The organism is Gracilimonas sp. (genome assembly GCF_031581265.1).
Classification (GTDB): Bacteria; Bacteroidota; Rhodothermia; order Balneolales; family Balneolaceae; genus Gracilimonas.
This window is the reverse complement of record NZ_JAVLBQ010000010.1, coordinates 73,709-85,003: the sequence shown is the minus strand read 5'-3', so window position 1 is coordinate 85,003 and position 11,295 is coordinate 73,709. Positions and strand designations below refer to the sequence as shown.

General features: G+C 40.7%; 13 protein-coding genes. 8 read left to right on the top strand and 5 right to left on the bottom strand.

The features are described from left to right. The first annotated feature begins 213 nt into the window (after positions 1-213). From RI561_RS05825 to RI561_RS05800, 6 genes are read left to right on the top strand one after another with little or no spacing between them, the layout of a single operon-like run. Entirely contained in the window at positions 214-432 is a 219-nt protein-coding gene (locus tag RI561_RS05825) for a twin-arginine translocase TatA/TatE family subunit (RefSeq protein WP_395079287.1), read from the top strand. A gap of 18 nt (positions 433-450) precedes the next feature. After that, positions 451-1,977: an amidase family protein gene (locus RI561_RS05820; RefSeq protein ID WP_395079286.1), complete on the top strand. Its 1,527-nt coding sequence runs from the start codon at positions 451-453 to the stop codon at positions 1,975-1,977. Positions 1,978-1,990: 13 nt separating this feature from the next. Continuing rightward, positions 1,991-2,755 (top strand): SDR family NAD(P)-dependent oxidoreductase, encoded by a 765-nt coding sequence (locus tag RI561_RS05815; protein ID WP_395079285.1) that lies wholly within the window; start codon positions 1,991-1,993, stop codon positions 2,753-2,755. Continuing rightward, the gene (locus RI561_RS05810; RefSeq protein ID WP_395079284.1) at positions 2,748-3,707 is read left to right on the top strand and encodes a M28 family peptidase; all 960 of its coding nucleotides are present in this window, start codon (positions 2,748-2,750) and stop codon (positions 3,705-3,707) included. Before RI561_RS05815 ends, RI561_RS05810 begins: the two co-directional genes overlap by 8 nt. After that, positions 3,707-4,543: a 50S ribosomal protein L11 methyltransferase gene (gene prmA / locus RI561_RS05805; protein ID WP_395079283.1), complete on the top strand. Its 837-nt coding sequence runs from the start codon at positions 3,707-3,709 to the stop codon at positions 4,541-4,543. The genes RI561_RS05810 and prmA overlap by 1 nt, the downstream gene beginning before the upstream one ends. Continuing rightward, positions 4,540-5,451 (top strand): Ppx/GppA family phosphatase, encoded by a 912-nt coding sequence (locus RI561_RS05800; protein ID WP_395079282.1) that lies wholly within the window; start codon positions 4,540-4,542, stop codon positions 5,449-5,451. The genes prmA and RI561_RS05800 overlap by 4 nt, the downstream gene beginning before the upstream one ends. A gap of 54 nt (positions 5,452-5,505) precedes the next feature. Here RI561_RS05800 and RI561_RS05795 read toward each other — a convergent pair whose 3' ends face one another. Next, complete coding sequence (locus RI561_RS05795; protein ID WP_395079281.1) at positions 5,506-6,012, bottom strand: outer membrane protein; 507 nt, start codon at positions 6,010-6,012, stop codon at positions 5,506-5,508. Positions 6,013-6,183: 171 nt separating this feature from the next. Between RI561_RS05795 and RI561_RS05790 the strand changes: the two genes are divergently transcribed. Together RI561_RS05790 and RI561_RS05785 are read left to right on the top strand one after the other, a co-directional pair. Then, positions 6,184-6,816, top strand: coding sequence for an RNA polymerase sigma factor (locus tag RI561_RS05790; protein ID WP_395079280.1), 633 nt, complete (start codon positions 6,184-6,186; stop codon positions 6,814-6,816). A 70-nt stretch (positions 6,817-6,886) separates the two neighbouring features. Then, the gene (locus RI561_RS05785) at positions 6,887-7,444 is read left to right on the top strand and encodes a hypothetical protein (protein ID WP_395079279.1); all 558 of its coding nucleotides are present in this window, start codon (positions 6,887-6,889) and stop codon (positions 7,442-7,444) included. A gap of 314 nt (positions 7,445-7,758) precedes the next feature. Here the strand turns inward: RI561_RS05785 and queG are convergent, their stop codons facing one another. The 4 genes from queG to pdxA all read right to left on the bottom strand — a co-directional run bounded on the left by queG (position 7,759) and on the right by pdxA (position 11,259). Next, positions 7,759-8,709 carry a tRNA epoxyqueuosine(34) reductase QueG gene (gene queG / locus RI561_RS05780; protein ID WP_395079278.1) on the bottom strand — a complete coding sequence of 317 codons (951 nt, stop codon included), beginning with the start codon at positions 8,707-8,709 and terminating at the stop codon, positions 7,759-7,761. 96 nt (positions 8,710-8,805) lie between these two features. Next, on the bottom strand, positions 8,806-9,507 hold the full coding sequence (ftsE, locus tag RI561_RS05775; protein ID WP_395079277.1) for a cell division ATP-binding protein FtsE: 702 nt from the start codon (positions 9,505-9,507) through the stop codon (positions 8,806-8,808). Further along, positions 9,489-10,271 carry a class I SAM-dependent DNA methyltransferase gene (locus tag RI561_RS05770; RefSeq protein WP_395079276.1) on the bottom strand — a complete coding sequence of 261 codons (783 nt, stop codon included), beginning with the start codon at positions 10,269-10,271 and terminating at the stop codon, positions 9,489-9,491. The genes ftsE and RI561_RS05770 overlap by 19 nt, the downstream gene beginning before the upstream one ends. After that, positions 10,261-11,259: a 4-hydroxythreonine-4-phosphate dehydrogenase PdxA gene (gene pdxA, locus RI561_RS05765; protein ID WP_395079275.1), complete on the bottom strand. Its 999-nt coding sequence runs from the start codon at positions 11,257-11,259 to the stop codon at positions 10,261-10,263. The genes RI561_RS05770 and pdxA overlap by 11 nt, the downstream gene beginning before the upstream one ends. Between the last annotated feature and the right edge of the window lie 36 nt (positions 11,260-11,295).

The following is an 11,295-nucleotide window of genomic DNA, read 5'->3' as shown; positions in this document are numbered from 1 at the left end:
CTCGGGTTGCCGGGAATGGGGCATCATCTAAAGCTGCGGCTAATTCTACAGTCCAAATCATAGTACATTAATTATTTTAAAAGTGAATGAGTGTAATAAACACAAGTGTCATTAAAACACAAGTGAATAAATAAAATTTTTGTTCCAAATTCGTGCCGAAAATATTGTTATCTTCGCACAAATACATCAACTAAATCCTAAGAGTATTATTTTATGTTTAGTGGACTAGGTGCCCCGGAAGTTTTATTAATTGGACTTGCAATTTTATTGCTGTTTGGAGCTAAAAGAATTCCAGAATTAGCCCGTGGTTTAGGCCAGGGAATGAAGGAATTTCGCCAGGCTTCCAAAGATATTAAAAAGGAAATTGAGGACAGCTCCAGAGATATCAAGGATGCTGCAAATCACGAAGAAACCTCCTCTAAAAGCAATTAAAAGCAGAAATTAAATTTTATGACTATTTCAGAGACTCGAGATAAAGTCTTATCAGGAGAGTTAAGTCTTCGTGAAATTGTAGAACATTATATCACCCAAATCGAATCAAAAAATGTGGACATCAATGCGTATGTAAATACGGATTTTGATGCTGCTTTGAGTCGCGCCGAAGAGGTGCAAAAAAAGATCGATAATGGCACGGCCGGGAAATTAGCCGGTGTGGCTATGGGTATAAAAGATGTAATTTCTGAGCGAGGAAAGAAACTTACCTGTGCGTCAAAAATACTTGAAAACTTTGAAAGTGTATATGATGCTACTGTAATTGAACGTCTCCGAGCCGAAGATGCTATTCTGATTGGGCGTTTAAATATGGATGAATTTGCAATGGGTTCAGCCAATGAGTTCAGTAATTTTGGCCCGGTTAAAAATCCCCATGACCATGACAAAGTACCCGGAGGATCATCGGGGGGAAGTGCTGCTGCTGTAGCAGCAGATATGGCCATGACTACATTGGGATCTGATACCGGAGGCTCTATTCGTCAGCCGGCTTCCTATTGTGGAGTGGTGGGGTTGAAACCAACTTACGGTCGTGTATCTCGATACGGGCTGGTCGCGTTTGCTTCTTCTTTTGATTGTATAGGACCTCTGGCGCATTCTGTGGAAGATGCCGCACGCGTACTGGATGTAATAGCCGGTTTTGATGAGCGAGATAATACCTCATCCCAAAAAGAAAAAGATGATTATATAGAGGCAGCCCAATCCCCAAATAAAAAAATTAAAATTGGAGTTCCGGAAGCCTTTTTTGGGGAGGGACTCGATGAAGAGATTAAAAAGGGTATCGAATCTATATTGAATGAGCTTGAGGCGGATGGTGCGGAATTAGTACCGGTGGAATTGCCTCATGTGAAGTATGGAATAGCTACTTATTATATTCTTGCTACGGCAGAGGCATCCAGTAATCTCGCCCGGTATGATGGTATTCGATATGGCCATCGGGCTGATAAAGATGAAATGCTTGATGAGCTCAAGAAAGAAGAAATAGCACTTAAAGAGCAGTTTGAGCTTGCTGAGGGTGAAGATAAAATTGCCGTACAGGAAGAATTAACAAAATTAGATTCAGCCTTGGTTCGCTTGTATAAAAAATCGCGTACTGAGGGTTTTGGTCCGGAAGTAAAGCGCCGAATTATGCTGGGTACCTATGTACTGAGTGCCGGTTATTATGACGCATACTATGGAAAAGCTCAAAAAGTACGCCGACTGATCCAAAACGATTATAAAGAAGCGTTTAAGAAGGTAGATGTTATCGTAAGTCCTACTGCACCGACAACTGCTTTTGACATCGGTTCTAAACTCGATGACCCGGTTCAGATGTATTTAAATGATGTATATACCATCAGCGCAAACTTAGCCGGAATTTGTGGGATTAGTGTCCCAGCCGGAACGCACAGCAATGGATTGCCTTACGGTATCCAATTTGTAGCAGATAGCTTTGAAGAAACAAAAGTACTGAATGCCGGTCGACTTGTGGAAATGAAAGTTTCATAAACACCTTTTTGTTATGAATAGAATTGAAGGTAAAACGGCAATTATTACCGGCGCTACAGCAGGTATTGGATATAAGACAGCCGAACTTATGGCTGTTGAAGGGGTAAAACTTATACTGACAGGCCGAAGGGAAAAACGGCTCCAAGAAATAAAAAATCAGTTAACTGAACAGTATAATACCACTGTAGATGTAGCTTCTTTTGATGTACAGGATGCTGAAGCTTGCCGCTCTTTTGTGGAATCTCTTTCAACCCCAGTTGATATCTTAATCAACAATGCCGGGCTTGCCAAAGGAACTGACCCTGTGTACGGTGCTTCTTTTGATGACTGGAATACGATGATTGATACAAACATGAAGGGTCTTTTATATCTCTCAAGATTAATTTCACCACAAATGAGGGAGCGCAATACCGGGCATATTATTAATATTGGCTCCACAGCCGGACATGAATCTTATGCCGGTGGTGTGGTTTATAGTGCTACCAAACATGCCGTTAAAGCAATTACAGAAGCTACTAAGAAAGATCTTCACGGAACCGATGTGCGAGTGAGCATGATTTCTCCCGGATTGGTAGAAACAGAATTCAGTGAAGTTCGATTTCGTGGAGATAAAGAAAAAGCAGCCAAAGTGTACGAAGGAATGAAGCCACTCACCCCCGAAGATATTGCTGAAATCATTGTTTTTGTAGCCAACCGGCCAGCTCATGTTAACATAATGGATACTATTATTTACCCGGTATCCCAATCTTCAGCTACTATGGTACACCGAGATGAATAAACTTTTAGTTCTGTTATCAATATTCCTGCTCATCAATTGTTCCGGGGATGAACCCGGTCTGAAATTCACTGAAAAGGGTAGAGAAGTTCCATCCTTTAATGCTGACTCAGCCTATCAATTTGTGCAAGAACAAGTTGATTTTGGTCCGCGTGTTCCCAAAACAGAAGCGCACCGTGAAGCTCTTCAATATTTTGAGAATAAATTCAAAGAATATGCAGGACAAAATTCGGTATTCATCCAGCGATTTGAAGCAGAGGGTTATGAGGAAACTTTGGAACTTGCCAATGTGATAGCAGCCTTTAACACTTCAGCTACAGATCGAATCATGCTGTCAGCACATTGGGATAGCCGCCCCCGTGCAGATATGGATTCAACACGAAAAGAAGAAGGAATAGTCGGTGCTGATGACGGTGGAAGTGGAGTAGCTGTATTGTTGGAACTGGCTCGGATATTTAGTGAAAATCCGCCACCAATTGGAGTAGATATTGTACTTTTTGATGGGGAAGATTATGGCAAATCAGGTAGTTTGGAGAAATACTTTTTGGGATCACGGTATTGGTCAAACAATCCTCCCGTTCCGGGTTACAGTCCCCGATTTGGTATTTTGTTGGATATGGTTGGGGCAGAAAATGCTCAATTTCCCAAGGAAAGATATTCGTTGAGTTATGCGCCTAATTTGGTAGAAGAAGTCTGGAATATTGCCGGTGAGAAAGGATACGATAATTATTTTCTGAATGAAGAAGGTGCAGCCGTTGCAGATGATCACATGATCGTAAATGAACAAGCCGGTATCCCTATTATCAATGTTATAAATCACTCAAGAACTGAGCAGGGTAATGCACAATTTGGTGCATACTGGCATACCCATTCCGACAACATGGACATCATAAGCAGGGCAACGCTTCAAGCCGTGGGAGATGTCATGGCAGAACTCATCTATAACCGTTTGTGATGGAATACATAGAGCTGAGGATATCAATCAAAGATGAGCTGCAAGAGTTATTGATTGCCGAAATGTTTGATCTGGATTTTGAAGGGTTTGAACAGCTTGATGATATCCTTTTAGCAAGTATTCCCTCCAATCGTTTTGATGATTCTAAGAGAGAAGAAATTGAACAAAAGCTTATGGGCTTTGGCTGGGAAGCGTCTATTCTGAAAGAACAAGTGATTTCAGAGAAAAACTGGAATGAGGAATGGGAGCGTACCATACAGCCCCAGACCATAGGACGGTTTTACGTTCATCCGACTTGGTCAACTTTTGAGGGAGATTTGGGAGATAAAATTGAGCTTATGATAGATCCCAAGATGGCCTTTGGAACCGGGTATCATGCAACCACCCGGATTATGCTTGAATGGCTACCTGAGGTTGTGGAAGAAGGAGATACCGTTTTAGATGCCGGAACTGGAACAGGTATCTTAGCCATTGCAGCACTTAAATTGGGAGCTAAATCCGCTTTTGGCTTTGATGTAGATGAGTGGAGCAAAACCAATGCAGAAGAAAATATTTTGCTAAATGCGGTGGAGGGTTTTGAGGTTAAATTAGGTTCTGTAGAGGTTATTCCTCCAAATAAAACCTACGATGTGATTGTAGCCAACATCAACCGAAATGCGCTTATTGATTTGGTGCCGGATTTAATTTCACATTTGAAGAAAAACGGAAAATTGGTTTTATCCGGTTTATTAGAGGAAGATGAATCAACCATTTTGAAGCAATCCGCTTTACAGGATCTAACCCATAAAGAAACCCGTCAGCTCAAAGAGTGGATTGGGATGTTATTTGAAGCATGAAAGCAGCGATAGACATTGGTACCAACACTGTTCTTCTGTTAATTGCTGAAATAGAGGCAGGACAAATAAGAGTTATTCGGGAAGAACATCGCTCACCTCGGCTTGGTCAAGGGGTAGATGGTGATAGAAATATCAATAAGGAAGCAACAGAAAGAGTTGTTCAGGCTTTAAAAGATTACAGGCAGATTTTAGACGACGAATATCCTGGGGTTAAAGATGCCATTGTGACCGCCACCAGTGCCGTTCGGGATGCCAATAATTGTGAAGATTTTATACAGGTGGTAAAAGTTGAGACCTGTTTCGACATCAGGTTATTGTCGGGCAGGGAAGAAGCGGAATGGACTGCCGCCGGCGCATTGTCAGTACTTCCCATTTCTGATGAAAAAAGAGTAATGATTCTGGATATTGGGGGAGGCAGCACGGAAGTGGCTCATCTACAGGATGGGAGAATTACAGATGGATATTCTTTTGATATGGGATCTGTCCGATTTACGGAAAGGTTTTTAAGCTCGAATCCTCCAACTGTTCCGGAAATTGAGGTTTGCAGGGAAGCAGTCAGTAATCTTTATGACTCTCATACTTTTGAATATTCTGAGAGTGTGAAAGCAGTGGGTGTGGCAGGAACCCTAACCACACTCGCAGGTATGGCTCTTAATCTAAGCTCCTACGAGCCTGAAAAAATTAATGGCTTCAGTATAACGGATGAAATTATTGAGCATGCTATCAAACAGTTTAAGGCTCACACCTATGAAGTAATGCTAGAGAAGCATCCGTTATATCTAAAGGGTAGGGCAGATATTTTTATGGCCGGTTTGCTGATTTTGGAAGGGTTTATGAAAAAATTTGAGGTATCGGAAATTGAGGTATCAACAGGTGGTATTCGTCACGGTGCCATATTGAAGGCATAAAAAAAGCGTCATCCGAAATTCGAATGACGCTTAAAATTTTGAATAAGGTTTAGCTTAGAAGTTAAATCGAAGCCCTGCTCCAATGTTTAATTGGTCAAAATCTCCAATAACGTATTTGGCTTCTCCAAAGAGGTCACCAAAATCTAAGGCATATTCGATGCCTGCACCAACGTTAAGTCCAACTTCAGAATCAGAGAAACTTGTGGATCCGGTAAAACCACCGCCAGACGCTTCACTATCAACATTAAAATTAAGATAGTTAAGACCAGCCAATGCATAAGCAGTCATGCCACTTTCTGTATCAGAACTAAAGATATAATTCCCATTAAGGTTGAGTTCCCAGTAAGTTGAGGTAGTAGTAGAAGTAACTCCGCCACCACTGCTTTCTGTTTCATCCGGTAGATAGAATCCAAAATCAGCAACTGCTCGGATTTCTTCATTTATTTGGTAAACACCATCTACCCGAATACCGGGTTGTTCTATTTCTGTACCGTACATTAAACCGACTCCGGCTTTCACAAATTGAGCTTGTGAATTTTGGAAAGCTAAAACCGAAAACATTAAAACAAGTGCTGTAGTAAGTAATTATGGTAGTTGTTTTTCTTCTTGTTATTATTTGTGTTAAGTGTACACCTTTAATCACTCCATATAATAAACAAAAAAAAATTCCTTCAAAAAAGGCATTTTCATTTGTCGCAGGCTTTGTATTTTAAGGGCTGAATAATTCACGATATGTCAGAAGAAAGTTCAGAAATTAAAAATAACTCACCGAGGCCCAATGCTTCAGCCAGCAGTCTGGAAGACGACAAGTTTGTAGCTGAAGCTTTGGCAGGTAAAGAAGAATCGTACAAGAAATTAGTAGATAAGTACCAAAAGCCACTCTATTTCCATATTCGAAAAATGATAAAGGAAGTGGAGCTGGTTGAAGATCTGGTACAAGAAGTTTTTATGAAAGCTTTTCATAACCTTTCTACCTACAGTAATGAGTACGCCTTCTCCACATGGTTGTATAGGATTGCCACCAATCACACCATTGACTATTTAAGAAAGAAAAAGCTGAAAACGCTCTCCATTAATGAGCCATACAAAACCAAAGATGGCGAAATGGAAATTCAGCTTCCTGATGAAAGCTTTTCAACCGATAAGCCGGTTATCAAAAAAGAACGAAAGCAGATTGTTCAACATGCAATTCAAAATCTTCCCGAAAAATATAAAGCCGTCATAGAAATGCGGCACATGGAAGAAAAATCGTATCAGGAAATTGCTGATGTTCTTGACCTGCCACTGGGTACTGTAAAAGCCCATATTTTCAGAGCAAGGGAATTGCTTTATAAGGCACTAAAGGATAAGAAAGATAAATTTTAAGTTTTTTAAATACGGTAGTTCTTTTATTTTTAAAGAACCGTAAACAAATTAAATCAAAAATGTGGGTTACATGAAAACGGCTAAACTACTATCATTATTAATTGTACTGTCACTTCTATTAAATGCTTGTGGGGGAGATGATCCTGCATCCACAGATGATGGAGATCCACCTCAATTTCCGGAATTCGAAAATATTGAAGCTGATCTGTCCTATTTTGAGAATAATAGTCAGTCTCTTAATCAAGAGAATACGGCTAATTTTTCTGAAGCCTATTTCTATGCAACCGGACTTTCTGCTGTAACCGCATCAGGATTGTTCTATACCTCCTTCTTTAGTTCTGCCAATCAAAGTGAAGCGGAGTTCAACGACGGAGAATGGAGATGGGAATATTCATATAGCTATGAAGGGGAATCCGTTTCTATTGTTCTTACTTCACGAGAGGTTGGTGACAATATACTTTGGGAAATGACTTGGTCTTTTGATGATGGACAAGGTAACTCTTTTGAAGATTATACTATGATTGAAGGCTCAACAGCCAAGGATGGCTCTTCTGGTTCATGGACTTTCAATAGTCTTAATCCTGATAGTAATCAAGAAGAACCATTTATGGAAACTAACTGGACGTGATCAGGAGACGATAATTATGAATCCACAACAGAGTTTTTTGGGGAAGGTACTGGAGTTGAAACCTACACCTATACTCAAGATGGAGATGTCTTTGATGTTACATACAGTAGCAGCAACAGTGACAATAATATCTACGTCCACTGGAATACTTCTTCAGGAACCGGATATTATCAGCAAGGAACCGACTCCGCTAACATGTATTGCTGGAATGATGACTTTATTGACGTTGATTGCTCAACGGTAGGCTACTAAGTTTTACTTTGCAATTGAGTTTACTTCAATAATAATGAAAGCCGGCTGAGAAGTCGGTTTTTTTATGGTTCAGTAATATTGGAAGAAACTACTGCAACATTTGATTTGAACTTATCATATTTGGCACGCCGAATGGCACTTCCCCGAAAAGTTTTATCGTACTGCTCTTTGGTTAGGTTCTCCCAGAAGTCAAGATCACGATCAGCCACATAATCCCTGGGATGGAGATCCTCAAATTGTGCCAAGACCGATTTGCTGTTCCACGGGCACACATCCTGACAGATATCACAACCGTAAATCCAGTTCTCAATATCGGTTTGATATTGCTTATCAATTTCTTCTTTGAGTTCGATGGTCAGATACGATATACATTTGGTGGCATCAACCCGATAAGGCTCGTAGATAGCATCAGTGGGACAAGCCTCAATACATCGGGTGCAGGAGCCGCAGTGGTCGGTTACGGGAGTGTCATAGCTTAATTCGGCATCAATAATCATTTCCCCAATAAAGAAAAATGAGCCAATGTCTTTATTGAGAAGATTAGAGTTTTTGCCGATCCAACCAAGTCCTGCACGTTGTGCCCATACTTTATCCAAAACCGGCGCTGAATCGGTGAATATGCGTCCTTCGAGACTTCCTACAAGTTCTTCCGTAAACTGGAAAAGGTGTTTAAGTTTCTTCTTAAGGACTTTATGATAATCACGCCCTTGGGCATATTTTGAGATTAAAGGCTGGTCTTTGACTCCGATTTGCTCCTTATGTTGAGGGTGATAATAACTCGCCAGTACAGAAACAACCGTTTTAGAGCCGGGAACAAGAAGGGTAGGGTCTACTCTTTTATCAAAGTGATTTTCCATCCAGCCCATAGTCCCTTGCCGGTTTTGATTTAGCCATTCTTCAAGTCTTCGGGCTTCATCAGGAAGGTATTGTGCTTTAGCAAAGCCACAAGCATCAAACCCTAATTTCAGGGCATGAGTGCGAATTTGTTCGGTTACTTTTTGTTGTTGAAGCATGTTAGCTTAGAATTTAAAATTCAAAATGAAAAATTTAAAATTGACCCAAAACAATTTTAAATTTTAAATCTTTCATTTTTAATTTCTGAAAAGCAGTTATTTACTCGGAACCAGCTTTTCACCCTTCCAAACTAAATCCTGCGTTTGGCCTTTCACCAAGCGGATGGTTCTGGCTTTATACTTTTTCACAACGGCATAATCATGAGTAACCATCAGCACAGCCATACCCCGGTTATTGATAGTTCTCAGAAGCTCCATAATTTCCTTTGTGGCTTTTGGGTCAAGGTTACCCGTGGGTTCATCAGCCAGGAGAATACGAGGCTCATTAGCAAGGGCACGGGCTATTACTACCCGCTGTTGTTCACCCCCGGATAAATCTTTAGGCATATGTTTTCGGCGGTGACTTAGTCCAACCATCGTCAATACTTCAAGAACCCGTTGTTTTATGAACTTGGGTTTCTCTCCGGTTACCTGTAGCGAAAATGCGACATTGTCGTGCACATTTCGATCCTGGAGCAATTGAAAATCCTGAAATACAATGCCAAGTCGTCTTCGGAGCATCGGTACTTCACGTTCACTGATTCGATTTACAGGGTATTCAGTAACTCGTACCGTACCATGATCAGGAAGCACATCCCGATAAAGTAATTTCAAAAAAGAGCTTTTGCCCACACCGGTAGGACCTATAAGGTAGGCAAACTCCCCATTATGCAACTTGAAGTTTACATCATCAAGCACGCGGGAGTTATCGAAAGAAAGGGTGACATTTTTAAGTTCAATTACTGTTGTATCTGACATCGAAGTACCATGGTTACACGTGAACTGTTTTCGTCTGCATCAACCAATTCAAAATCTTTGTATTTGGCCACCTGATAATAGGATGTTTGTTCCAAAATTGACAGCATTTCCTTTAAGGAATAAATTCGCTGTTTATGAATCTCACTAAAGCGGTTAATTACCGTTTTTCCATCTTCTGCCAACTCCTCTAGCTCAAATTCATTGTAGTGATGCTTTTCATTGGGCTCATAACGACTCTGTCTAAAGTATCTGAAATTACCATAATTACCCTCTTCATTATTAAGATAATCAACGGCTTCAAGGGAATTTTGAGGAGTGGAAAAATCAAAAATTAATAATCCGCCCGGCTTTAAAATACGTTTACATCCATCCAACATGGCCAAAATGTCTGCCTCACTATGTAAATAATTAACGCTGTCGAACACCGAAAATATGATATCATAAGAGGTAGAACTTTTGATATCGCTGAAGTCAATAGTATCGAATTGCACATTGGCTTCTTGCTCAGCTGCCTTTTGGCGTGCCTTCTCGATCATAGCGGCTGATTTGTCGGTGGCTGTGATGGTATATTCATCAAATTGGGATAATACCAGTGAAACAGCCCCGGTTCCACAAGCCAGTTCTAAAATATCTTCCGGGTTAGGGTGATGGGTTTGAATAATTTCATCAATGAAGTCAGCCCACATTACATAATCCACATCCTCCATGAGGGTGTCATAGATGTTAGCAAGGGCAGTATAAATCTCAGTCTCTTTAGTTTTCAAGGGTTCTTTTGTTTGCCAGTTCTACGGCTAATTCATAGGCCTCTTTAAATGAAGATGGATTTGCGATTCCTTTTCCTGCAATATCAAATGCTGTTCCATGATCGGGCGAAGTCCGGATGATGGGAAGTCCGGCCGTAAAATTCACCCCTTTACCAAATGAAAGCAATTTAAAAGGCGCTAATCCCTGATCGTGATACATAGCGAGGATAGCGTCATGTTTTTGGTGCATTTTTTGACCAAAAAAACCATCGGCCGGGAAGGGGCCATTCAGGGTTATATCTTTATGAGATTCTTGCATTGATTTTATAACCGGATCAATGGTATCAATTTCCTCCTTTCCAATAACACCGCCATCACCGGCATGGGGATTTAACCCAAAAACGGCAATCTTCGGGTGCTCAATTCCAAAATCATGTTTAAGGGTGTTTATCAAAATTTCGAGTTTAGTTTGCATTGCCTCTGAAGTAATTGCTTTCGAAACGTCACTAACCGGAATATGAGTAGTAACCAAAGCGACTCTCAAGTTGCCACTCACCAGCATCATCAAAACCTCATCGGTTTGGGTTTGGGAGGCAAGAAATTCAGTGTGTCCCGGAATTTTGTACCCGGCAAGATTCACAGATTCTTTGGAAATAGGAGCCGTGACCATGGCTTGGGTCTCACCACTTACACAAAGGTCGATACACTTCTCAATAGATTGCATGGCCACTTTACCACTCTCAATAGATTGAACTCCGGGCGATAATTCCACCTCATTATTTTCCACCGGAAGTACATTAATGATCTCATCACTTACATCAGAAATATCTTTAGCAAAATGAACGGGAATATCACCTAAAGAAGCTAAAGCATGATCAATCACTTTTTTGGGTGACATAATAACAGGTGTAGATTTCCCAAGATCTGCAGCAGAAAGTGTCTTTAAAATAATTTCCGGACCAATCCCATTGAAATCACCAATTGAGATAGCTATACGGGGTTTGCTCATGTTTTGCATTACGCGGGTAAATTACTGCTTATTGCA

Coding starts and splice junctions, on each gene's coding strand:
- RI561_RS05825 (WP_395079287.1), top strand. CDS start 214: ATGTTTAGTGGACTAGGTGCCCCGGAAGTTTTATTAATTGGACTTGCA.
- RI561_RS05820 (WP_395079286.1), top strand. CDS start 451: ATGACTATTTCAGAGACTCGAGATAAAGTCTTATCAGGAGAGTTAAGT.
- RI561_RS05815 (WP_395079285.1), top strand. CDS start 1,991: ATGAATAGAATTGAAGGTAAAACGGCAATTATTACCGGCGCTACAGCA.
- RI561_RS05810 (WP_395079284.1), top strand. CDS start 2,748: ATGAATAAACTTTTAGTTCTGTTATCAATATTCCTGCTCATCAATTGT.
- prmA (WP_395079283.1), top strand. CDS start 3,707: ATGGAATACATAGAGCTGAGGATATCAATCAAAGATGAGCTGCAAGAG.
- RI561_RS05800 (WP_395079282.1), top strand. CDS start 4,540: ATGAAAGCAGCGATAGACATTGGTACCAACACTGTTCTTCTGTTAATT.
- RI561_RS05795 (WP_395079281.1), bottom strand. CDS start 6,012: ATGTTTTCGGTTTTAGCTTTCCAAAATTCACAAGCTCAATTTGTGAAA.
- RI561_RS05790 (WP_395079280.1), top strand. CDS start 6,184: ATGTCAGAAGAAAGTTCAGAAATTAAAAATAACTCACCGAGGCCCAAT.
- RI561_RS05785 (WP_395079279.1), top strand. CDS start 6,887: ATGAAAACGGCTAAACTACTATCATTATTAATTGTACTGTCACTTCTA.
- queG (WP_395079278.1), bottom strand. CDS start 8,709: ATGCTTCAACAACAAAAAGTAACCGAACAAATTCGCACTCATGCCCTG.
- ftsE (WP_395079277.1), bottom strand. CDS start 9,507: ATGTCAGATACAACAGTAATTGAACTTAAAAATGTCACCCTTTCTTTC.
- pdxA (WP_395079275.1), bottom strand. CDS start 11,259: ATGAGCAAACCCCGTATAGCTATCTCAATTGGTGATTTCAATGGGATT.